At 65.8% G+C, this 20,469-nt stretch carries 21 protein-coding genes and 1 riboswitch; of the genes, 16 read left to right on the top strand and 5 right to left on the bottom strand.

The features are described from left to right. Positions 1 to 40: 40 nt before the first annotated feature. On the bottom strand, positions 41 to 670 hold the full coding sequence (locus FHW94_RS06525; RefSeq protein WP_179506462.1) for a ribonuclease HII: 630 nt from the start codon (positions 668 to 670) through the stop codon (positions 41 to 43). A 10-nt stretch (positions 671 to 680) separates the two neighbouring features. Here FHW94_RS06525 and FHW94_RS06520 point away from each other — a divergent pair, with 10 nt between their 5' ends. The 8 genes from FHW94_RS06520 to FHW94_RS06485 all read left to right on the top strand — a co-directional run bounded on the left by FHW94_RS06520 (position 681) and on the right by FHW94_RS06485 (position 5,637). Continuing rightward, positions 681 to 1,847 carry a PQQ-dependent sugar dehydrogenase gene (locus tag FHW94_RS06520; RefSeq protein WP_168554873.1) on the top strand — a complete coding sequence of 389 codons (1,167 nt, stop codon included), beginning with the start codon at positions 681 to 683 and terminating at the stop codon, positions 1,845 to 1,847. 59 nt (positions 1,848 to 1,906) lie between these two features. Next, on the top strand, positions 1,907 to 2,584 hold the full coding sequence (locus tag FHW94_RS06515; RefSeq protein ID WP_168554872.1) for a pyrimidine 5'-nucleotidase: 678 nt from the start codon (positions 1,907 to 1,909) through the stop codon (positions 2,582 to 2,584). Positions 2,585 to 2,625: 41 nt separating this feature from the next. Further along, positions 2,626 to 3,462 carry a 2,3,4,5-tetrahydropyridine-2,6-dicarboxylate N-succinyltransferase gene (dapD, locus tag FHW94_RS06510; RefSeq protein WP_168554871.1) on the top strand — a complete coding sequence of 279 codons (837 nt, stop codon included), beginning with the start codon at positions 2,626 to 2,628 and terminating at the stop codon, positions 3,460 to 3,462. Between the two features lie 161 nt (positions 3,463 to 3,623). Next, positions 3,624 to 3,842, top strand: a complete 219-nt coding sequence (locus FHW94_RS06505; RefSeq protein ID WP_168554870.1) for a hypothetical protein — start codon at positions 3,624 to 3,626, stop codon at positions 3,840 to 3,842. 13 nt (positions 3,843 to 3,855) lie between these two features. Then, positions 3,856 to 4,218, top strand: coding sequence for a hypothetical protein (locus tag FHW94_RS06500; RefSeq protein ID WP_168554869.1), 363 nt, complete (start codon positions 3,856 to 3,858; stop codon positions 4,216 to 4,218). 87 nt (positions 4,219 to 4,305) lie between these two features. Then, positions 4,306 to 4,608, top strand: a complete 303-nt coding sequence (locus FHW94_RS06495; RefSeq protein ID WP_168554868.1) for an alkylphosphonate utilization protein — start codon at positions 4,306 to 4,308, stop codon at positions 4,606 to 4,608. Positions 4,609 to 4,669: 61 nt separating this feature from the next. Then, positions 4,670 to 5,098, top strand: coding sequence for an OsmC family protein (locus FHW94_RS06490; RefSeq protein WP_168554867.1), 429 nt, complete (start codon positions 4,670 to 4,672; stop codon positions 5,096 to 5,098). A 245-nt stretch (positions 5,099 to 5,343) separates the two neighbouring features. Then, positions 5,344 to 5,637 carry a hypothetical protein gene (locus FHW94_RS06485; protein ID WP_168554866.1) on the top strand — a complete coding sequence of 98 codons (294 nt, stop codon included), beginning with the start codon at positions 5,344 to 5,346 and terminating at the stop codon, positions 5,635 to 5,637. A gap of 110 nt (positions 5,638 to 5,747) precedes the next feature. Here the strand turns inward: FHW94_RS06485 and FHW94_RS06480 are convergent, their stop codons facing one another. Together FHW94_RS06480 and thiC are read right to left on the bottom strand one after the other, a co-directional pair. Next, positions 5,748 to 6,245 (bottom strand): glycine zipper 2TM domain-containing protein, encoded by a 498-nt coding sequence (locus FHW94_RS06480; protein WP_246865904.1) that lies wholly within the window; start codon positions 6,243 to 6,245, stop codon positions 5,748 to 5,750. A gap of 118 nt (positions 6,246 to 6,363) precedes the next feature. Continuing rightward, positions 6,364 to 8,229 carry a phosphomethylpyrimidine synthase ThiC gene (gene thiC / locus FHW94_RS06475; RefSeq protein ID WP_168554865.1) on the bottom strand — a complete coding sequence of 622 codons (1,866 nt, stop codon included), beginning with the start codon at positions 8,227 to 8,229 and terminating at the stop codon, positions 6,364 to 6,366. 52 nt (positions 8,230 to 8,281) lie between these two features. Continuing rightward, a riboswitch (TPP riboswitch) is annotated at positions 8,282 to 8,424 on the bottom strand. A gap of 212 nt (positions 8,425 to 8,636) precedes the next feature. On the opposite strand from thiC, the gene FHW94_RS06470 reads away from it, so the two are divergent. The 8 genes from FHW94_RS06470 to FHW94_RS06435 all read left to right on the top strand — a co-directional run bounded on the left by FHW94_RS06470 (position 8,637) and on the right by FHW94_RS06435 (position 17,903). Further along, positions 8,637 to 10,706: a TonB-dependent siderophore receptor gene (locus tag FHW94_RS06470; protein WP_168554864.1), complete on the top strand. Its 2,070-nt coding sequence runs from the start codon at positions 8,637 to 8,639 to the stop codon at positions 10,704 to 10,706. Positions 10,707 to 10,711: 5 nt separating this feature from the next. After that, positions 10,712 to 11,962, top strand: a complete 1,251-nt coding sequence (locus FHW94_RS06465; protein WP_168554863.1) for a PepSY-associated TM helix domain-containing protein — start codon at positions 10,712 to 10,714, stop codon at positions 11,960 to 11,962. Between the two features lie 93 nt (positions 11,963 to 12,055). Further along, a complete protein-coding gene (crtY, locus tag FHW94_RS06460) occupies positions 12,056 to 13,252 on the top strand; it encodes a lycopene beta-cyclase CrtY (RefSeq protein ID WP_168554862.1) in 1,197 nt (398 codons plus the stop codon). Continuing rightward, positions 13,253 to 14,731 (top strand): phytoene desaturase, encoded by a 1,479-nt coding sequence (locus FHW94_RS06455; RefSeq protein ID WP_168554861.1) that lies wholly within the window; start codon positions 13,253 to 13,255, stop codon positions 14,729 to 14,731. It begins immediately after the preceding gene. Then, on the top strand, positions 14,728 to 15,309 hold the full coding sequence (locus FHW94_RS06450; RefSeq protein WP_168554860.1) for a TIGR00730 family Rossman fold protein: 582 nt from the start codon (positions 14,728 to 14,730) through the stop codon (positions 15,307 to 15,309). Before FHW94_RS06455 ends, FHW94_RS06450 begins: the two co-directional genes overlap by 4 nt. A gap of 5 nt (positions 15,310 to 15,314) precedes the next feature. Continuing rightward, positions 15,315 to 16,295, top strand: a complete 981-nt coding sequence (locus tag FHW94_RS06445) for a phytoene/squalene synthase family protein (RefSeq protein ID WP_210425462.1) — start codon at positions 15,315 to 15,317, stop codon at positions 16,293 to 16,295. A 70-nt stretch (positions 16,296 to 16,365) separates the two neighbouring features. Next, on the top strand, positions 16,366 to 17,160 hold the full coding sequence (locus tag FHW94_RS06440; protein ID WP_349237450.1) for a cytochrome b/b6 domain-containing protein: 795 nt from the start codon (positions 16,366 to 16,368) through the stop codon (positions 17,158 to 17,160). After that, positions 17,157 to 17,903 carry a molybdopterin-dependent oxidoreductase gene (locus FHW94_RS06435; RefSeq protein ID WP_168554858.1) on the top strand — a complete coding sequence of 249 codons (747 nt, stop codon included), beginning with the start codon at positions 17,157 to 17,159 and terminating at the stop codon, positions 17,901 to 17,903. Before FHW94_RS06440 ends, FHW94_RS06435 begins: the two co-directional genes overlap by 4 nt. A 7-nt stretch (positions 17,904 to 17,910) precedes the next feature. Here FHW94_RS06435 and FHW94_RS06430 read toward each other — a convergent pair whose 3' ends face one another. Then, positions 17,911 to 18,936: an NAD-dependent epimerase/dehydratase family protein gene (locus FHW94_RS06430; RefSeq protein ID WP_168554857.1), complete on the bottom strand. Its 1,026-nt coding sequence runs from the start codon at positions 18,934 to 18,936 to the stop codon at positions 17,911 to 17,913. 91 nt (positions 18,937 to 19,027) lie between these two features. Further along, entirely contained in the window at positions 19,028 to 20,386 is a 1,359-nt protein-coding gene (gorA, locus tag FHW94_RS06425; protein ID WP_168554856.1) for a glutathione-disulfide reductase, read from the bottom strand. Between the last annotated feature and the right edge of the window lie 83 nt (positions 20,387 to 20,469).

The following is a 20,469-nucleotide window of genomic DNA, read 5'->3' as shown; positions in this document are numbered from 1 at the left end:
TTATTTGCCGGGCTTGCGCCGAGTCGCGTCAAACCGCGCTTCAGATCAACACCAGTTGCGCCACCGGGGCAAAGCTGCGGCGGTGCAGCGGCGTGGGGCCATGGGTGCGCAGCGCCGCGAGATGTTCGGCCGTGCCATAGCCGGCGTTGCGTTCCCACCCGTAATGCGGATGCTCTTCGGCTGCCGCGCGCATCAGGCGGTCGCGATGCTCCTTGGCGATGATCGAGGCGGCCGAAATACAGGGTTCGATCGCGTCGCCGCCCACGATCGCGCGCGCCGGCCAGCACCAGTCGGCATGGCGGCCATGCGGCGTCAGGTTGCCGTCCACGCGCACTTCGCCCACGGCATCGCTCAGCGAGGCAACCAGGCCTTTCACGGCCAACGTCATCGCCAGCATGGTGGCACCAAAGATGTTGAGCCGGTCGATATCCTCGGGCTCCACCACGCCCACGGACCAGCGGCAGCGCGCCTTGATCTGTTCTTCCAGCACGGCGCGGCGCTTGGCCGAAAGCTTCTTGGAATCGGCCAACCCCTCGGGCGGGCGGCGGCACAGCACCACGGCGGCGGCCACCACGGGGCCGGCCAATGGGCCGCGCCCGGCTTCATCCACGCCGATCACATGCCCGGAAACGCGAGCAATTTTGGTGGCACGTCGGGCGATTTCAGGCATTGTAGCGGTCATGACAAAAGCGATCCTCCTGGCTCTATCGCCTCTCGCGTTCCTGGCTGCAAGCTGCGGATCTTCGGCCCAGGCCGATAACGGCACGCCCGGCCCTGCCGCTGGGGCCGAGCAACGCGACGGTTTTACCATCACCGACCTGGCGCGCTTCGATGATCCCTGGGCGCTGGCGTTCCTGCCCGGCCGGCCTGACATGCTGGTGACCGAGCGCACCGGCGCGCTCAAGCTGTGGCGCGAAGGCGGCAAGGCGCAGGTGGTGGGCGGCACGCCCAAAGTCGATGCCGGCGGCCAGGGTGGGCTGGGCGACGTGGCCCCAGCTCCCGATTTTGCGCAGAGCGGGCTGATCTATCTGACCTGGGCCGAGGCGGGCCCTGGCGACACGCGCGGCGCAGCGCTGGGCCGCGCCCGGCTGGTGCTCGATGCCGGGGCACCCCGCCTGGAAGGCTTGCAAGTGATCTGGCGCCAGACGCCCAAGGTTCCCGGGCGCGGCCATTTCGGCCACCGCATTGCCTTTGCGCCAGATGGCAAGAGCCTGTTCCTGTCGTCGGGAGAGCGGCAGAAGTTCACCCCGGCGCAGGACATGGGCACGAACCTGGGCAAGATCCTGCACCTCACGCTCGATGGGCAGCCCGCGCCGGGCAATCCGTTTGCCGCGCAGGGCGGCGTTGCCGCGCAAGTTTGGACGCTGGGCCATCGCAATCCGCTCGGCCTGCAATTCGATGCGCAAGGGCGGCTCTGGGACCTGGAACATGGCCCGGCCGGCGGCGACGAACTCAACCTGCTGGAACCGGGCAAGAACTATGGCTGGCCCGTGGTTTCGGATGGCGACAATTATGATGGTACGCCAATCCCGCGCCATGCCACGCGGCCCGATTTCGCCGCGCCGGTGATCAGCTGGAACCCGGTGATCGCGCCGGGCGATTTCATCTTCTATTCGGGCAAGGCCTTTCCGCAATGGCGCGGGCAAGCACTCATCGCGGCGCTGGGCGCGGCCGGCATCGTGCGCGTGGGTCTGGAAGCCGGCCCCGGCGGGCGGCCCGTGGGCAAGGAACTTGAACGCATCGACTTGGGCACGCGCATTCGCGAGATTCGCGAAGCGGGCGATGGTACGCTATGGATCCTGGAAGACGGCGAAAACGCCCGGCTAAGGAGGCTTGCCCCGCGCTGAATTTGCGGGCAGGCGCCAAGGCAGGCCGCAGCAACACGATGGCCTTGCAAGGATGACGGATGCCTTTTGACCCGACGCGTGTCGATTGCTGGATCTTCGATCTGGACAACACGCTCTACCCGGCCGAGACCTGCCTGTTCGACCAGATCGATGTGCGCATGGGCGCCTACATCGCCGATCTGCTGGGTTGCGACCATGCCGAAGCGCGGCGTGTGCAGAAGATGTATTTCCACGATCATGGCACCACGCTGGCCGGCCTGATGCACTTCCATGGCGTCGATCCCTATGAATTCCTGGGCTATGTCCACGATGTCGACATGGCGCCACTGGCACGCGCGCCGCGCCTGGAAGAACGGCTGATGCGGTTGCCCGGCCGCCGCCTGGTGTTCACCAATGGTGACGCGGCCTATGCCACCCGCGTGCTTGATGCGCTTGGCATCACCCACTGCTTCGAAGGGCTGTGGGACATCCACGCCATGGAATACAAGCCCAAGCCAGAGCCATCGGCCTATCGCGGCTTCGTCTCGGCCTTTGGCGTTGCGCCGGAACGATCGGTGTTCTTCGAGGATTCGGCCCGCAATCTCACCCCGGCGAAAGCCATGGGCATGCAGACGGTGTGGCTCGATTTCGGCACCGACTGGGGTGCGCGCGCCAAGGACGAGGCCGCGATCGACGAGACGATCGACGACCTTGCCGCCTGGCTCGATGCGCTTGCCGAGGGCGGCCACCTCGGCTAGGCGGCCAGCCGATAGAGACCGTATTGCCTGGAGACCTACCCATGACCGCACAGCTTGCAGCCGCCATCGAAGCCGCCTGGGAAAACCGCGCGGACGTGACGCCGGCCAGCGATGATGTGCGCGTGGTGGTGGAACAGGCCCTCGCGCTGCTCGATTCCGGCGAGGCTCGCGTTGCCGAAAAGGTGGACGGCGCATGGCACGTGAACCAGTGGCTGAAAAAGGCCGTGCTGCTCTCGTTCCGCCTCAACGACAACGTGGTGATCGACAACGGCAGCGGCGGCGCGCCGGCGTTCGACAAGGTGCCGAGCAAGTTTGCCGGCTGGGACGATGCCGCGTTCCGCAAGGCCGGGTTCCGCGTGGTGCCCGGCGCCGTGGCGCGCCGTGGCGCACACATCGGCAAGGGCGTGGTGCTGATGCCCAGCTTCGTCAACATCGGCGCGTTCGTCGATGAAGGCACGATGGTCGATACCTGGGCGACCGTGGGTTCGTGCGCACAGATCGGCAAGAACGTGCACATTTCGGGCGGCGCCGGCATCGGCGGCGTGCTCGAACCGCTGCAGGCCGGACCGGTGATCATCGAGGATGGCGCGTTCATCGGCGCCCGTTCCGAAGTGGCCGAAGGCGTGATCGTGGGCGAAGGCGCGGTGCTGTCAATGGGCGTGTTCCTGGGCGCCAGCACCAAGATCGTCGATCGCGCCACCGGCGAAGTGCACATCGGCCGCGTGCCGCCCTACGCCGTGGTCGTGCCCGGCGCGCTGCCGGGCAAGCCGCTGCCCGATGGCACCCCCGGCCCCTCGCTCTATTGCGCCGTGATCGTCAAGACGGTGGACGCGCAGACCCGCAGCAAGACCGGCATCAACGAATTGCTGCGCGACTAAGTCTGACAGCGCTGCGCGATCAAGTTCGACAGCGCTGCGCGATCAAGTTCGACAGCGCTGCGCGACCGGGCGCGGAACACGCGGCCTCTCCGCGCGTAGAATCGGGCAAAGGGGCGTGCCAGGCGCACGCCCCAACCGGATCAGACGCAGGAGACGTCGCCATGCAGAACGACCATACCCCGGGGCAACCGCCCTCGGCGCATCTGTCTACCGAAGAAGCCCGCGGCGGTACCGGCCTCAACGTCGTGCGCTGGGTCTTGCTGATCAGCCTCGTGCTGGCCATCCTCGCGCTGTCCGCCATCTGGATCACGGGTGCCCTGAACAGTGCTCAGCCCGACCAGAACGGCGTGGTGAGCGGACAGGCCACCCCCTCTTCCTGACGGGACGATCGCTATGCCCAGCGGCTGGAAACTGGAACCCGAGTGCCGCGATCGCCTTCTGGCGCTGTTTCCGCCGCGCTATGCCCAGATCGTGGCCAGCCATGTCACGCGCAACGTGCGCGCTGGCCCTCGCGAACCCTTGCCACCCCTGATCCGCCATGCCCGCGTGGTGGGCCATGTCGACGATGGATCGGGGGTAGAAGCGCTGGTCGTGGCGCTTGATGGCAGCACCAACCGTCCCGATGGCGGCACCTGGCACATCACCTGGTCGCTGGCAGAAGGGCGCAGCCCCCGCGAAAGCAACGACGTGCTGGCGCAGATGCCGTGGAAACCGCGTGACGGCGGCGCGGTTGAACTCTTTCCCGCCGTGTGGTGATCCGGCCCGGCAAGGGCTGGCGTCGCTGCCCGCAACCTGTCATGGCCGCCCCGGGATCAACCGGGAACGCCAAGGCAAGGACGGGACATGAGCGACGACGATTACGTCTACGATGAAGACAGCGGCGAATGGATGACGGCTGCAGAACTGGCCACCCGCCGTGCTGCGGAAAACAGCGTGGAAGTGCGCGACGCGGTCGGCAACGTGCTGCACGATGGTGACCAGGTCACCCTGATCAAGGATCTCGACGTCAAGGGCGCGGGCCAGACGCTCAAGCGTGGCACGCTGATCAAGTCGATCCGGCTCACCGGTGACGCGCAGGAAATCGACTGCAAGTTCGATGGCATCAAGGGGCTGGTGCTGCGCGCAGAGTTCGTGCGCAAGCGTTGAACGGAACGGGCGGCTGGCCGGGGCGTTGCACGGGCGAACCCAATTCAAGGAGACGCCTCCAATGCCCACCAGCACCGCTTCCGCCCGCTACCAGGGCTTCGGCAAGCCCGGCAAGGGATCGATCAGCACGGCTTCGGGCGTGCTCAAGAACCAGCCCTATGGCTTTGGCACGCGCTTCGAAGGCCAGCCGGGCACCAACCCGGAAGAACTGATCGCCGCCGCGCACGCCGCATGCTTTACCATGGCCACCAGCTTTGCCCTGGCCAAAGCCGGCTTTGCCGATGGCACGCTCGATACCACGGCCAAAGTGACGCTGGACGCCGATGGCGACGGGTTCAAGGTCACGCGCAGCGCACTTGCACTCAAGGCTCAAGTGCCCGGTATCTCCGAATCGGACTTTGCCCGCATCGCCGACGAGGCGAAGGCCAATTGCCCGATTTCCAAGCTGCTGAACTGCGAAGTGACGCTCGAACGTACGCTCGAATCCTGAGCTATTGCGCCATTTCTGGCGCTTTCGTATGCGCCGGGCGGCCTTGCTGGCAGCCCGGCGCAGCACGGGGCGATTGAAAACGAAGGCTTTTGCCCAAAGGCGAGAATGCAGTTGCGTTTCGCGCAACCAAGCCCGCAACCTAAGCAATTGCTCGCAGGCGCAGCATGCGCGAAACGCGCTGCAACAAGAACACAATAGACGGGTGTCCGAAGGCAATCTCACCTTTTTCATCAGGGGAAATTGCCATGCTTCGTTCTTTCATTGCCACCGCCGCTGCTTCGCTCGTGCTTGCCGCTCCCGCCGTCGCCGCCGCTGAAAACCAGGCCGACAGCTTCGCCTACAAGGGCGTGAGCTATTCCTACACCACCGAAACCAAGGGCGAAGAAAAGATCGTCCGTGGCACGGCCTATGCCGGCAAGGTGCCGTTCGAGCTGCACATCCGCAAGAAGTCGGTGGAAGGCACCTTCAACGATCGTCCGGTCAGCTTCACGCTCAACGACGTGAAGAAGCTCGGCATCAACGTCGACGCCGCCAAGTAATTGGCGGATCGGGCAAGAGGCGCACCTCTTGCCGCACCCGATATGCTTCAAGGCCCTTTCGCGGATGCGCGAAAGGGCCTTTTCCGATCGGCTTGGAACGTCGAACGCGCTTAGCGGCAGCGCACGTTGTTGCTGTCGATTGCAGCGCCAGCAGCTGCACCACCGATCGCACCGATGATCGCGCCGAGCGGCCGGGAATCGCCTTCGGCAATGACCGAGCCCAGAAGCGCGCCAGAAACACCGCCCACGATCAGGCCGGTCGAGCCGTCGGAACGGCGGCAGTAATAGCGGCCGTCACGCCCGCGATAGACGCGTTCGTCCATCGAAACGCGGTGTTCGCCATAGCGCGGGTCTTCGCGGTAATAGCGATCGGCGTAATAGCCGCCATAGCTCGGGTCGGGACGGTTGTAGTCATAGTTGCCATATTGGCGGTAATAGCCGTCGTCGCGATAGGCCCAGCCGCCTTCAACCCCGCCATAACCGCCACGATGGCGACCACCGTGATGGCCGTTGTCGTATCCAGGGCGGCCACCATAGGCATAGTCATCGGTGCAGGCGGCAGTCAGCCCCGATGCGGCAAGCGCCATTGCCAGCAAAGCCTTCTTCATGGCTTGATCTCCATTGACAGGAATGAGGCGTGCGCCGGGCAGGCAGCACGCCTTCCTTATGGACAGGCAATGATCGGAAACCGTAGCGGTTCCTGCCGCGGTTCGTTATTCGCCGGGCTTATTCGGCCGCCGGCAAATAGAGTTCGCTGCCCGCCTCGCGGTACTTCTCGCTCATCGCCTGCATGCCGGCTTCGGCCTCGTCAGCGGCCAAGAACGCGTCGGCGGCCTGGTTCTGCTTTGAGGCGAATTCGCGCACTTCCTGCGTGATCTTCATCGAGCAGAACTTGGGCCCGCACATCGAGCAGAAATGCGCGGTCTTGGCCCCTTCGGCGGGCAGGGTCTGGTCGTGGTACTGCTCGGCCGTTTCGGGATCGAGGCTGAGGTTGAACTGGTCGCGCCAGCGGAACTCAAAGCGGGCGCGGCTCAGTGCATCGTCGCGCAGCTTGGCCGCCGGATGCCCCTTGGCCAGGTCCGCCGCATGGGCGGCCAGCTTGTAGGTGACCACGCCAACCTTCACGTCGTCGCGATCGGGCAGGCCCAGATGCTCCTTGGGCGTGACATAGCAAAGCATTGCCGTGCCGAACCAGCCGATCATGGCTGCGCCGATGCCGCTGGTGATATGGTCATAGCCGGGCGCAATGTCGGTGACGAGCGGCCCGAGCGTGTAGAACGGCGCTTCGCCGCAAGCGGCCAATTGCTTGTCCATGTTTTCCTTGACCTTGTGCATCGGCACATGGCCCGGCCCCTCGATCATCACCTGCACGTCGTGCGCCCAGGCGCGCTTGGTCAGTTCGCCCAGGGTATAAAGCTCGGCAAACTGCGCTTCGTCGTTGGCATCGGCCACGCTGCCCGGACGCAGGCCATCGCCCAGCGAATAGGCGATGTCATAGGCCTTCATGATCTCGGTAATCTCGTCGAAATGCTCGTAGAGGAAGCTCTCACGGTGGTGCGCGAGGCACCACTTGGCCATGATCGAGCCGCCCCGGCTGACGATCCCGGTGACCCGCTTGGCGGTCATCGGGATGAACGGCAGGCGTACCCCGGCGTGGATGGTGAAGTAGTCAACCCCCTGCTCGGCCTGCTCGATCAGCGTGTCGCGGAAAATGTCCCAGGTCAGGTCTTCGGCGATGCCGCCCACCTTTTCCAGCGCCTGGTAGATCGGCACGGTGCCGATCGGGACGGGGCTGTTGCGCAGGATCCATTCGCGCGTGTCGTGGATGTTGCGCCCGGTGGAAAGGTCCATCACCGTGTCCGCGCCCCAGCGGATCGACCAGACCATCTTGTCCACTTCGGCCGCGACATCGGATGCCACCGCCGAATTGCCGATATTGGCGTTGATCTTGACCAGGAAATTGCGGCCGATCGCCATCGGTTCGCTTTCCGGGTGGTTGATGTTGCTGGGAATGATCGCACGGCCACGGGCCACTTCGTCGCGCACGAATTCGGCGGTGACGTAATCGGGAATGCTGGCGCCCCAGTCCTGCCCGTCACGCACCAGCGCTTCCTTCAACTGCTTGCGACCCAGGTTCTCCCGGATCGCCACGTATTCCATCTCGGGCGTGACGATGCCTTTGCGGGCATAGTGCATCTGCGTCACGTTGCCGCCGGCCTTGGCGCGCAACGGAGCCGTGTTCACGTTGGGGAACGCCGGCACGCCGCCCGAACGGTCGGGCCCTTTCAGGCCATTGTCCTCTGGCTTCACTTCGCGCGCTGCATACGTTTCCACGTCACCCCGGCCCACGATCCAATCGTGGCGCAGGCGCGGCAAGCCGGCGCGAATGTCGATCGCGATGCGCGGATCGCTGTAGGGACCTGAGGTATCATAGACACGCAGCGGTGGCTCGCCGCAGTCAGGCTCCAGCGCGATTTCGCGCATCGCCACGGTCAGGCCGGGAAAGCGCGGCGATTCCACATGGATCTTGCGGCTGCCGCGGATCGGGCCGGTGGTGACGCCAATTTCGAGGGGGGAATTGAGATCGGCCATACACGAGGTTCCTTTCGTGTGGACGAACGAAAGGCTTGTGGCACTGGGCGAAAACGCGTCGGCCGGCCCTCCCTCCGCCCGTGCTAACGGGTTCAGGTTCAACGGGTCGGGCTGCGTGACCAGCCCCTCTCAGCCTATCGATCAACCTGGCAATGCTTGCGCACCGCCCGGCCACTGGCTCCCCGGGGTGCAGCCATTCTAGGGCCAAGCATGGCGCCCTGCAAGCCCACCGCCCTGCCCGGGACGACCTGCGCGTTTCCGCTGACATTTATTGAAAATGATTATCACTCGCCTTGACACGTGATAACCATTCGCATTAGCGGGCCTTCACGGATCGTTGTTCAGGAAGGATAAACATGATGGCCCCCTCGCAATTTCGGCGCGCAGCGCTTGCTTGCGGCGTGTCGATGGCAGTGCTCGCTACCAGCCCGGCCCGCGCAGAAGGCGCCGAAAGCGCTGCCGAAGCGGACGCGGCCAAGGACCGCACCATCGTGGTCAACGGCCAGACCGGCCAGACCGTGGCCACCGGTGCCACGGGCCTGGCACTTACCATCATGGATACGCCGCAATCGGTCAGCGTCGTCGACCGCAAGTTCCTCGATGACTTCGCCCTCGACGAAACGAACCAGCTTTTGCGCTATGTCACCGGCGTCAACGTCGACCAGGTCGAAACCGAACGCACCTATTACAACGCGCGCGGGTTCGACATCATCGACGCCATGATCGACGGCATCAGCCTGCCCAATATCTGGGGCCCGACGATCGGCGCCCAGGATTCGGTGATGTGGGACAATGTGGAAGTGGTGCGCGGCGCCAACGCGCTGCTGACCGGGGCGGGCAACCCTTCGGGCACGATCAACTACCACCGCCGGCATCCCACCGGTGAGCGCCACATGTCGGCCGAACTGTCGTATGGCTCGTGGAACAAGAAGCGCGCCGAATTCGATCTCGACCTGCCGCTCACCGCCGATGGCAAGTGGGCCGTGCGGGTGACCGGCGCGGCGCAGGATGGCGATTCCTACCTGCGCAGCTACCACCATCGCCGCACCGCGATTTCGGGCGTGCTTGATGGGGAAATCACGCCCAACCTGCACCTTTCGGCCGGCTACATGCGCCAGGATGGCAAGTCCACCGGCGTGATGTGGGGCGCCCTGCCGCTGCAAGACAGCAACGGCAACCAGCTGGAATTCGACAGCAGCGCCTCCACGACGATGGACTGGACCTATTGGACCACCCACGACCAGACCGCCTATGGTCAGTTGACCTGGGACTTTGCGCCCGGCTGGAGCGCGCGCGCGCATGTCACGCGCAAATACCATTCCGAAGACTCCCGCCTGTTCTATGTCTATGGCACCCCCACGCAGGATAGCCAGACCGGTGCGTGGGGCGGGCTCTACGGCTATCCCGGCTATTATGCGCCGGTTGCCAAGGGCTGGATCTATGACGGCAGCGTGCAGGGCCATTATCGCCTGTTCGGCCGCGACCAGCAGCTGACCCTGGGCGTGCAGCGCACCGTGGGCACCTATGAATATTATGGCCGCCCGGCCGATACCAGCGATCCGTCCTGGGGCGAAATCCCCGGCCTGCCCGGCAGTTGGACCGGCAGCGAAGTGGCCCTGCCCTCCTTTGGTGCCCTGGTGCAGCAGGAACATACCGAAGATCGCCAATGGCGCCTGCGCGGGGCCACGGATGTGGCGCTGACCGGCCAACTCAGCGTGCTGCTGGGTGCCAACTACCTGGTGGAAAAGACGCGGGGCATCAGCTTCGGCGTCAGCACCGACAAGAATGAAAAGGCGCTGAGCCCCTTCGTCGGCGTGACCTACAAGGCCCTGCCCGGCGTCAATCTCTATGCCAGCTATTCCAGCATCTTCGCCCCCCAGGCCAATCTCGACCTGGATCGCAAGCCCTTGGGCGCGGCCAAGGGCAAGAGCTATGAAGCCGGCATCAAGGCGCAGACGCCCGGCGGCGGCCTGTTCGGCTCGGTCGCCTGGTTCCGCGCGGAACAAAGCAACCTGGCCGACGCCGGCAGCTATGACACCGCCACAGGCCAGACTCTCTACAACGGCATCCGCGCGGTGAGCCGCGGGGTGGAAGCCGAAGTGGGCGGCAAGATCACCTCCACCCTCACCATCCAGGCCGGCGCCACCACGCTCAAGATGGACGATGGCGCGGGCACGCAAGTGCGCACCTATGTGCCGCGCAACACCGCCAACCTGGCGCTGCGCTGGAACCCGGTCGAGCCGCTGCAGCTCGGTGCGGCGGTCAAGTGGCAGGACACGATCTATTCGGGCACGGTGCGCCAGGGCGATTATGCCACGCTGCAGTTGCAGGCAGGGTATAAATTGAACGAGAACGTTCAGTTCAATCTGAACGTGGCCAACGTGACCAACCACAAGTACCTGACCAGCCTCTATTGGACCCAGGCCTATTACGCCGCGCCGCGCAACGTGACCGGCTCTGTGCGCGTGACGTTCTGATCGCCATGGCGCTGCCCGGCCGTCCGTTCTGGGTCATCGTCCATCGCTGGGCGGGGCTGACACTGGCCCTGTTCCTGGCGGTGGCGGGGCTGACCGGCTCCCTGCTGCCGTGGTTTTCGGAACTCGACGCGGCGATGGCCCCTGCCATGCAAAACGCCGCGCCGCCTCAGCCGGGCCTGGCAGCGATGGATCCGCTGGTAGTGCGCTCTGCCATGCTCGCCCGGCATCCTTCCGCGCGCGTCGATTTCCTCTATCTCACGCGCGAGGAAGGGCGGGCCGACCGGCTCTATGCCACCTGGATCGACCCGCAGACCGGCCTGGAACGCGCCGACCGCCCCGACTGGGACGACGTGTTCATCAATCCCTGGACGGGCGAGGAACAAGGCCATCGCCGCAACGGCGCGATCGAACAGGGCCTCGTGAACCTCATGCCGTTTCTCTATCGCCTGCACTATTCGCTGGCGCTGGGACCCTGGGGCCTGTTCGCGATGGGCTTGGCAGCGTTGGTGTGGACGGTCGATTGCTTCGTGGGTTTCTACCTGACGCTTCCGCCCGGCGCGCTGAAAGCGGCAGGGTTCTGGCGGCGCTGGCGGCCGAGCTGGAAAGTGCGCCGCCCCACCACGGGCTACAAGCTGACGTTCGACCTGCATCGCGCGGGTGGCCTGTGGCTCTGGCCGATCCTGCTGGTCTTTGCGCTGTCGAGCGTGTCGTTCAACCTGCCGCAGGTCTATCGCCCGGTCATGGACCTGCTGGGTGCGCAAGACGCCGAGGCGCTGGTCGAACAGGCCGTGTTGCCCACCCCGCGCTGGACCCCGGCGTTGGATTTTTCGGCAGCCGCGCGGCGCGGCGCGGATCTGGCGCAGCAGGAAGCCGCCCGGCGCGGCCTGGCCCTGCCCGGCGATGGACGCGCCTGGTTGTGGTACGTGCCGACCTCTGGCCTCTATATCTATGGTGTCAAATCGAGTGCCGACATAACGCGCGACGGCGGCGGCACCCGCATCGTGTTCGATGGCCAAACCGGCGCCCTGCGGGCGGTATCGCTGCCCACCGGTGCCAACGGCGCCGATACCTTCACCACCTGGATCGTGGCACTGCACATGGCGCAGGTGGGCGGGCTGGCCTGGCGCATTGCGGTGACCGTGATCGGCTTTGGCACCACGATATTGTCGGTCACCGGCGTGCTGATCTGGCTGCGCAAGCGATCGGCGCGCGCCGGGCGCAAGTTCAAGACCGCGCGGCGCCCGCTTCCGGCATGAATGCATCGGCTTAGGCCAGAAAAACGGCCCGCTCCACAGCAAGGCCCTTTGGGGCGGTTGCATGGGCGGCCCGCCTGGCTTAACGCCATGGTGATGAGCATACGCCATGCCGACATCGCGATCCTGGGCGGGGGCCTTGCCGGGGGATTGATCGCGCTTGCCCTGCGCAAGGCCCGTCCCGATTGCCAACTCGTCCTGGTTGAACAGGACCATGTCCTGGGCGGCAACCACGTGTGGTCGTTCTTTGGATCGGACGTGGGCAAGGCCGGGCGAGACCTGCTGGCCGCCATGGTCGATGGCGCATGGTCAGGTTACAGCGTGCGCTTTCCCAAGTATCGGCGCGATCTTGCCACCAGCTATTATTCGATGACGTCGGCCCGTTTTGACGCGGCCATCCGCGCCGCGCTGCCGGCCGATGCCATCCTGACCGGCGCGCGCGTGCTGGCCGCGGGCACTGGCGCGGTCACCCTTGCCGACGGCACGCGGATCGAATGTGGCGCGGTGATCGATGCGCGCGGCATCCGCCTGCAGGGCCAGCTTTCGGGCGGGTGGCAGAAATTCCTGGGCCAGCGGGTCAAGCTGGCAGAGCCGCATGGCCTGGCCAAACCGATCGTGATGGATGCCACGGTCGAGCAGGTCGATGGCTATCGCTTCGTCTATTGCCTGCCGTTCGGGCCGGACGAAATCTTCATCGAAGACACCTATTATTCCGACAGTCCGACCATCGACCAGCCCGCGCTGGCCGGACGGATCGGCGCCTATGCCCGCAGCCAGGGCTGGACGGTCGCCAGCGTGCTGCACGAAGAGCAAGGGGTCTTGCCGGTGGTGGCAGCAGGCGATTGGGACGCCTTCTGGCGTTCATCGGGCGGGCAGATCGCCCGCGCCGGCACTCGCGCTGGCCTGTTCCATCCCGTCACCAGCTATTCCGTGCCCGAAGCGGTGCGCTTTGCCCTGGCCCTGGCCCAGCAGCCGGACCTGAGCCACGCGGCGCTCGCGGCGTTCAGCGAAACCTGGTCACGGCGCCATTGGCAACGCAGCGGGTTTGGCCGCCTGCTGTCGGCCATGCTGTTCCAGGCGGCAGAGCCACTGTCGCGTTATCGCATGATGGAACATTTCTATCGTCTCGACACGGCGTTGATCGAACGGTTCTATGCCGGGCGCAGCACCGTGCTGGATCGTGCCCGTATTTTCCTGGGCCGTCCCCCGGTTCCGGTTTCCCGCGCCCTGGCGGTGCTGGCCGGTTCGGGGCCGCGCCCACGGCCTCTTACTCTGGCAGGGATGCGCAAGTAGATGAAACGAGCATGCGTGATCGGCGCCGGTTTCGGCGGCCTGGCCCTGGCCATCCGCCTGCAGGCGGGCGGCATCCAGACCACCCTGATCGAAGCGCGCGACAAGCCGGGCGGCCGTGCCTATCACTGGCAGCGCGATGGCTTCACGTTCGATGCCGGGCCCACGGTGATCACCGATCCGGCCTGCCTGCAGGAACTGTGGGGCCTGACGGCGCACAAGCTGTCCGACGATGTCGAACTCATGCCGGTCATGCCGTTCTATCGGCTCAACTGGGCCGATGGCACCAACTTCGACTATTCCAACGACGAAACCTCGCTGCGCGCCGAGATTGCCAAGATTTCCCCGCGTGACGTGGCCGGGTACGAGGAATTCCTGCACTATTCCGCCGGCGTGTTCGAGGAAGGCTATGTCAAGTTGGGCGCGGTGCCGTTCCTTGACTTTGCCAGCATGCTCAAAGCCGCCCCTGCCCTGGCCAAGTACCAGGCCTGGCGCTCGGTCTATTCGATGGTGTCGAAATTCATCGAAAGCGAAAAGCTGCGCGAAGCGTTCAGCTTCCACACCCTGCTGGTGGGTGGCAACCCGATGAGCACCAGCGCGATCTATGCCCTGATCCACAAGCTGGAAAAGGATGGCGGCGTGTGGTGGGCCAAGGGTGGCACCAACCGCCTGATCGCCGGCATGGTTACGCAATTCCAGCGGATCGGCGGCGAAGTGCGCATGGGCGACCCGGTGGTGCGCGTCGAAACCCTGGGCAACCGCGTAACCGGCGTACACACCGCCAGCGGCTGGCACGGCAATTTCGATGCCGTCGCCTCCAACGGCGATATCATGCACACCTATCGCGACCTGCTGGGCGATAGCGCCACCGGCAAGAAGCGGGCCCGCGCGCTCAAGCGCAAGAAATTTTCGCCCAGCCTGTTCGTGGTGCACTTCGGCATCGAAGGCACCTGGCCGGGCATCCCGCACCACATGATCCTGTTCGGCCCGCGGTATAAGGGACTGCTCGAGGATATCTATCAGCACGGCGTGCTGCCGCAGGATTTCTCGATCTACCTGCACCATCCCACCGTCACCGATCCAGGCATGGCGCCCGAGGGGATGAGCACGTTCTATGCCCTGGTGCCCGTGGCCAACATGGGCAAGCTGCCGGTGGATTGGGCCGAAGTGGGGCCGCTTCTGGAAAAGCGCATCCTCGATGAAGTGGGCCGCCGCCTGATCCCCGACATCCACAGCCGCATCGTGACCAAGTTCCACTATGCGCCCACCGATTTCGCGGCCGACCTTTCGGCCTATCAGGGCGCGGCGTTCAGCCTGGAACCGCTGTTGACGCAAAGCGCCTGGTTCCGTGCGCACAACCGCGACGACGACATTGCCAATTTCTACCTGGTGGGCGCCGGCACCCATCCCGGCGCCGGCATCCCCGGCGTGGTGGGCAGCGCCAAGGCCACAGCCAAGTTGATGCTGGAGGATCTGCGATGAAACGCATTGCGGTTTACTGCGGCTCGGCCAGTCCCACCGATCCGCGCTATGTGGCGCTCGCAGCAGATGTCGGCCGGCAACTGGCCGAACGCGGCATCGGCGTGGTCTATGGCGGTGGCCGCTTGGGCCTGATGGGTGCGGTGGCCGACGGCGCCCTGGCCGCCGGCGGCGAAGTGATCGGCGTGATCCCGCAGGCCCTGGTCGGCGCGGAAGTGGCGCACCATGGCCTGACCCGGCTTGACGTGGTGCCGGGCATGCACGCGCGCAAGCAGGCTTTCGTGGATCTGGCCGATGGGTTTCTCACGCTGCCGGGCGGCGTTGGCACGATGGACGAGCTGTGGGAAGCGATCAGCTGGGCGCAGCTGGGCTATCACACCAAGCCGGTGGGCGTGCTCAATGCCTTTGGCTTTTACGATCACCTGCTCGCGTTCAACCGCCACATGATCGAAGTGGGCTTCATCCGTCCGGCCCATGCCGGGATCATGGTGGCCGAACACGATCTTGACCTGCTGCTGGCGCGGATGACCGCGCACGAGCCGCACCGCCCGATCATCGCGATGCAGGCTTCGGACCTGTAAACCCCATGGTTTCCGCCATCCCCGATCGCGCCGCGCTGGTCGCCGCCGCGCGCGACACGATCCGGCGCGGCTCCAAGAGTTTCGCGGCTGCCTCCAGCCTGTTCGATCGCGTCACGCGCGAGCGGGTGTGGCTGCTCTATGCCTGGTGCCGCGCCTGCGACGATATTGTCGATGCGCAGGACATGGGCGGCGCGCTGGGGGACCAATCCGGCGCGGCCGAGCGGCTTGCCCTGGTGCGGCGGCTGACCGCGCAGGCCATGGCCGGGCAAGCCACGGGTAACCCTGCGTTCGACGCGCTGGGCCTGGTGGCGCGCGAAACGGGTTTGACCATGGCCATGGCCGAGGCGGTGATCGGCGGTTTCGCGCTCGACGCAGCCGATTGGCAGCCACGCACCGAGGCAGACCTCATGCGCTATTGCTGGCACGTGGCAGGCGCGGTGGGGGTAATGATGGCCGTGGTCATGGGCGTTTCGCCCGATGACGAAGACACGCTGGACCGCGCGGCAGACCTGGGGCTGGCGTTCCAGCTGGCCAATATTGCGCGCGATCTGGCCGAAGACGATGCCGCCGGGCGTTGCTATCTGCCGGCCGAATGGCTGGCCGAAGCAGATCTGCCGCCCGGCGAGCAGTTGAAACCGCAATACCGCGAGACGCTCGCTGGCCTGGCCCGCCGGCTGTGTGACATGGCACAGGCGCACGAATGTTCGGCGCGCGTTGGCGCCGGGCGGTTGCGCGCGCGCCAGCGCTGGGCGATCCTGGCGGCGGCCGGGATCTATGGCGACATTGCCCGCAAGGTGGCCGCGCGCGGGGACAAGGCGTGGCACAGCCGCACCGTGGTTTCGGCCAAGGCCAAGCTCGCCTGGATCGGCCGCGCCGGCTGGCGGGCGCTGCGCCCCGTGCCCGCCAGTTGCCACCGCGGTGCCCAGGCGCGCCGGCACACGCGCAAAAGCCTGATTGCGCTGGCAGAGGCCAAGCCCTGGGGCTGAACCCACGCCTCGCTGGGCGTTCGTCGAACACGGGATGACGCCAGGCCCGCTTCATGGCATGACCCGGTCCGTGAACCGCTCACCCCTCATCCTGCGCATTCGCTGGCCCGTGCGCCTGTGGCATTGGATCAATGCCTTGACCATTTTCATCATGCTGATGAGCGGAATGATGATCTTCAACGCGCATCCGCGGCTCTATTGGGGCAAGGACGGGGCGAATTTCGATCCCGCCTGGTTGGAAATCGGCAATCATGGGACGCACGGTTTCGTGGCCCTGGGCGGGCACGAGATTCCCAGCACCGGCCTGGTCGGCTATGCCCAGAGTACCGCACTGGCCTTTCCGCCGCTGGTCACGCTGCCGGGGCATTACAACCTCTCGCTGGCGCGCGGGTGGCATTTCCTGGGCGCGTGGGTGTTGGTGGCGAGCCTGGCTGGGTTCCTGGTCTATGCACTGGTTTCCGGGCACTTGCGCCGCGATCTGGGCTTGTCGCGCGAAGAACGGCGCCCGCGTGCGCTGTGGCATGACGTGACCGAACATCTGCGTGGCCGCCTGCCACGTGGCGAAGCGGCCCGGCGCTACAACCCGCTGCAGAAGATCGCCTATCTCTCCGTCATTTTCGTACTACTGCCGATGATGGTGGCGACGGGCCTGGCGATGTCGCCCACCATGAATGCCGCGCTGCCCTGGCTGCTCGATGTGCTGGGCGGGCGGCAATCGGCGCGCTCGCTGCATTTCCTGTGCGCGGCCGGCCTGGCGCTGTTCATCCTGGTACACCTCGTCATGGTGGTGCTCGCCGGGCCGATCAACGAGTTGCGCGCGATGATCACCGGCTGGTATCGCCTGCCGCCGGAGCGCACGCCATGAGCGGTTTTTCCCGCCGTGCGCTGCTGGCCGGATCGGGCGGCCTTTTGCTGTCGGGCTGCGACCGCATCGTTGCCTCGCCCACGGCAAAAAGCGTGCTTTCGCTGGGCGAAAAGGCCAGCCGCAGCGCGCAGCGACTGGTGGCCGGCAATGCCCTGGCCCCGGAATTTTCCGCCGCAGACATTTCCCCGGTGTTCCGCGTCAACGGCAACACCCGCCCGACGGCGGCGGCGTATCTCGCGCAGCTGGAGCGTGGCTTTGCCGATTGGCGCCTGCGTGTTGACGGCCTGGTGGCGCGGCCCATGGACCTGACGATGGCGCAATTGCGGGCCTTACCCCAGCGCACCCAGATCACCCGGCACGATTGCGTGGAAGGGTGGAGCGCGATCGGCCAGTGGACCGGGTTGCCACTGGGCTTGCTGCTCCACGGCGCCGGCGCCCTGCCCCAGGCACGCTACGCCGTGTTCCACTGTGCCGACGATTTTTCCGGCACGCCCTATTACGAATCGATCGACCTGGCCGAAGCGCTGCATCCGCAGACGATCCTGGCCCACACCATGAACGGCCAGCCGCTGTCAGTGGGCCACGGCGCGCCGCTGCGCCTGCGCGTGGAACGGCAGCTTGGCTACAAGCAGGCGAAATACGTCATGCGGGTGGAGCTCGTCGCTACGCTCGCCGGGCTTTACGGCGGCAAGGGCGGCTATTGGGAAGACCACTCCGGCTACCAATGGTGGGCGGGGATCTGACGCAGAGTCAGGCCGCCACCACGCGCGTTTCGATCAGGCTGCTTGCGCAATCGGCGATGGTCTGTTCCACCGGCCGCGTGGCCCAGCCCAGGCGGGTGCGGGCATGGCCGGCGTCGGTATCGCGCACATTGCCCAGTTCGCTGGTGACCTGGCGGATCATCGGGCTGACTAGGCCCATGGCGTGGACCATCCAGTCGGGCACCCGGTGCATCGGCACGCGGCGTGCCCCGCGGCCCAGTTCCTGGCGCAGGATGCGCGCCACGTCGATCATCTTGAGGAACGGGCCGGAGGCGATGAAGCGCTCGCCGTCGATGCCGGGCTCGGTCAGCGCGCGCAGGTGCAAGGCAGCCACATCGCGCACGTCCACCACGCCAAAGCCCAGGTCCGGACAGCCCGGCACGGTGCCGGCCAGCAATTGCCGCACCAGTTCGATCGAGGCGGAATAGTCCCGGCTCCACACCGGGCCGAGCACGACCGAGGGATTGACCGAGACGAATTCCATGCCCTGGCCATACTGCGCGATCCATTCGCGCGCGGCGCGTTCGGCCACGGTCTTGGACTTGGCATAGGCGTGGACACCGGGGCCATCTAGGTCGGTCCAGTCGGCCTCGGTATAGCGGCGGATGCCCTTGCCATGGCCATAGGCGATCGCCGCCACCGACGAGGTTTGCACAAAGCGCTTCACCCCGGCCGCGTGGGCAAAGCGCAAGGCGCGCAGCACCCCTTCACGCGCCGGCACCACCAGTTCGTCTTCGTGGCGCGGGGCATTGACGTGCAACGGTGACGCGACGTGGCAGACGTGGCTGCATCCGTGCAGTGCCGCGCGCCAGCCCGCATCGGCCATCAGGTCTGCCTGGAAGAACCGCAGCGAGGCATAGCTGCCGCCCAGCTGGGCGCGCAACTGCGCCTCGCGGCCCAGATCGCGGACCGTGGTATTGACGGTCCAGCCATCGTCCAGCAGCGCGCGGATGATGTATCCGGCAATGTAGCCAGACCCGCCCGTGACGAGCACGGTCCCGCCGACATCTTCCATGGTTCCTGCCCCCAACCCATCTTCGCGCACAGCCTACCGCACCTGCGCCACAGTTCAACGGCCAAGTTGGGTTAACGCGGCAGTTACCGGTTTATCGCATCAGCACAAGCTCTTCGGCCATCGATGGGTGCAGCGCCACGGTGGCGTCGAAATCGGCCTTGGTCAGCCCGGCCTTCACCGCGATGGCGGCCGCCTGCAGCACTTCGGGCGCATCGGGGCCGATGAGGTGCACGCCCAGCACCTTGTCGGTCTGGGCATCGACGACCAGCTTGTAGAGCCCGCGTTCGGGGCGATGGCCGAAAATGTTCTTCATCGGGCGGAAATCCGAGGTGAAGATCTTGACGTTGCTGCCCAGCTTTTCGCGGGCCTGCGCTTCGTTAAGGCCCACGCTGGCAAGCGGGGGCTGCGAGAACACGGCGCTGGGAATGCAATCATAGGATACGCGCGTGTCCTTGCCGCCGAACACGCGATCGGCAAAGGCATGGCCTTCGCGGATGGCGATCGGCGTCAGTTGCACGCGATTGGTGACGTCGCCCACCGCAAAGATGCTGGGGCACGACGTTTGCGCGCCCTCGTCCACCACGATCTCACCGTGCGCGCCAAGCGCGATCCCGGCGTTTTCCAGCCCCAGGCCATCGGTCTTGGGGCGGCGGCCGGTGGCCACCAGCACGGCATCGGCGTGAAGCGGATCGGGCTGGCCCTTCATGAAGACCAGCAGGCTGCCATCCTCCTGCTTTTCCACGCGTTCGAACCCGCAGTTGAACTTGTATTCGATGCCGCGCGCCATGGTAATCTGCAGCAGGCGATCGCGCAGCGCGGCGTCGTAGCCGCGCAGGATTGTCTCGCTGCGGTTCACCACCGTGACGTGGCTGCCCAGGGCATTGAAGATGCCGGCAAATTCCAGCGCGATATAACCAGCGCCGGCAATCACCACGCGGCGCGGCAGGCTTTCGAGATGAAACACCTCGTTCGAGGTGATGCAATGCTCCACGCCCTCGATCTCGGGCATCACCGGCCAGGCGCCCACGGCCACCAGGATGTATTTCGCGGTGATCTCGCGGCCACTGGCCAGCTTGACGCTGTTGGGCCCGGTGATCGTGGCGCGTTCCAGGAAATGCTCGACCTTGTTGGAATTGAGCGTGTTGGTGTAGGCCGCGTTCAGCCGATCCACGTCCTTGGCCACGGCATCGCGCAGCGTGGGCCAATCGAACGTCATCTTTTCCACGGTCCAGCCGTAATTGGCCGCGTCCTGCAATTCCTCGGCAAAGTGCGAGCCGTAGACCAGCAGCTTCTTGGGCACGCAGCCGCGGATCACGCAAGTGCCGCCCACGCGATATTCCTCGGCCACGGCAACGCGCGCGCCATAGCCGGCGGCGATGCGGCTGGCGCGCACCCCGCCCGATCCGGCCCCGATCACGAACAGGTCATAGTCGTAAGCGGGATCGGTCATGGCAGGGCCTCGTCTTGCTGAATCGAAAACTGGCGCCGGATATGGCAACGATGCCCCTCCGGCGCCAGTCCCTGCATGGCGAT

Origin of the sequence: Novosphingobium sp. SG720, assembly GCF_012275365.1 — a bacterium.
In the GTDB taxonomy this organism is placed as follows: domain Bacteria; phylum Pseudomonadota; class Alphaproteobacteria; order Sphingomonadales; family Sphingomonadaceae; genus Novosphingobium; species Novosphingobium rhizosphaerae.
This window is presented reverse-complemented; position numbering and strand designations above follow the sequence as displayed.

Excerpts from the sequence above, each read along its gene's own strand:
- FHW94_RS06525 (WP_179506462.1), bottom strand. The coding sequence starts at position 670 with ATGCCTGAAATCGCCCGACGTGCCACCAAAATTGCTCGCGTTTCCGGG.
- FHW94_RS06520 (WP_168554873.1), top strand. The coding sequence starts at position 681 with ATGACAAAAGCGATCCTCCTGGCTCTATCGCCTCTCGCGTTCCTGGCT.
- FHW94_RS06515 (WP_168554872.1), top strand. The coding sequence starts at position 1,907 with ATGCCTTTTGACCCGACGCGTGTCGATTGCTGGATCTTCGATCTGGAC.
- dapD (WP_168554871.1), top strand. The coding sequence starts at position 2,626 with ATGACCGCACAGCTTGCAGCCGCCATCGAAGCCGCCTGGGAAAACCGC.
- FHW94_RS06505 (WP_168554870.1), top strand. The coding sequence starts at position 3,624 with ATGCAGAACGACCATACCCCGGGGCAACCGCCCTCGGCGCATCTGTCT.
- FHW94_RS06500 (WP_168554869.1), top strand. The coding sequence starts at position 3,856 with ATGCCCAGCGGCTGGAAACTGGAACCCGAGTGCCGCGATCGCCTTCTG.
- FHW94_RS06495 (WP_168554868.1), top strand. The coding sequence starts at position 4,306 with ATGAGCGACGACGATTACGTCTACGATGAAGACAGCGGCGAATGGATG.
- FHW94_RS06490 (WP_168554867.1), top strand. The coding sequence starts at position 4,670 with ATGCCCACCAGCACCGCTTCCGCCCGCTACCAGGGCTTCGGCAAGCCC.
- FHW94_RS06485 (WP_168554866.1), top strand. The coding sequence starts at position 5,344 with ATGCTTCGTTCTTTCATTGCCACCGCCGCTGCTTCGCTCGTGCTTGCC.
- FHW94_RS06480 (WP_246865904.1), bottom strand. The coding sequence starts at position 6,245 with ATGAAGAAGGCTTTGCTGGCAATGGCGCTTGCCGCATCGGGGCTGACT.
- thiC (WP_168554865.1), bottom strand. The coding sequence starts at position 8,229 with ATGGCCGATCTCAATTCCCCCCTCGAAATTGGCGTCACCACCGGCCCG.
- FHW94_RS06470 (WP_168554864.1), top strand. The coding sequence starts at position 8,637 with ATGGCAGTGCTCGCTACCAGCCCGGCCCGCGCAGAAGGCGCCGAAAGC.
- FHW94_RS06465 (WP_168554863.1), top strand. The coding sequence starts at position 10,712 with ATGGCGCTGCCCGGCCGTCCGTTCTGGGTCATCGTCCATCGCTGGGCG.
- crtY (WP_168554862.1), top strand. The coding sequence starts at position 12,056 with ATGAGCATACGCCATGCCGACATCGCGATCCTGGGCGGGGGCCTTGCC.
- FHW94_RS06455 (WP_168554861.1), top strand. The coding sequence starts at position 13,253 with ATGAAACGAGCATGCGTGATCGGCGCCGGTTTCGGCGGCCTGGCCCTG.
- FHW94_RS06450 (WP_168554860.1), top strand. The coding sequence starts at position 14,728 with ATGAAACGCATTGCGGTTTACTGCGGCTCGGCCAGTCCCACCGATCCG.
- FHW94_RS06445 (WP_210425462.1), top strand. The coding sequence starts at position 15,315 with ATGGTTTCCGCCATCCCCGATCGCGCCGCGCTGGTCGCCGCCGCGCGC.
- FHW94_RS06435 (WP_168554858.1), top strand. The coding sequence starts at position 17,157 with ATGAGCGGTTTTTCCCGCCGTGCGCTGCTGGCCGGATCGGGCGGCCTT.
- FHW94_RS06430 (WP_168554857.1), bottom strand. The coding sequence starts at position 18,936 with ATGGAAGATGTCGGCGGGACCGTGCTCGTCACGGGCGGGTCTGGCTAC.
- gorA (WP_168554856.1), bottom strand. The coding sequence starts at position 20,386 with ATGACCGATCCCGCTTACGACTATGACCTGTTCGTGATCGGGGCCGGA.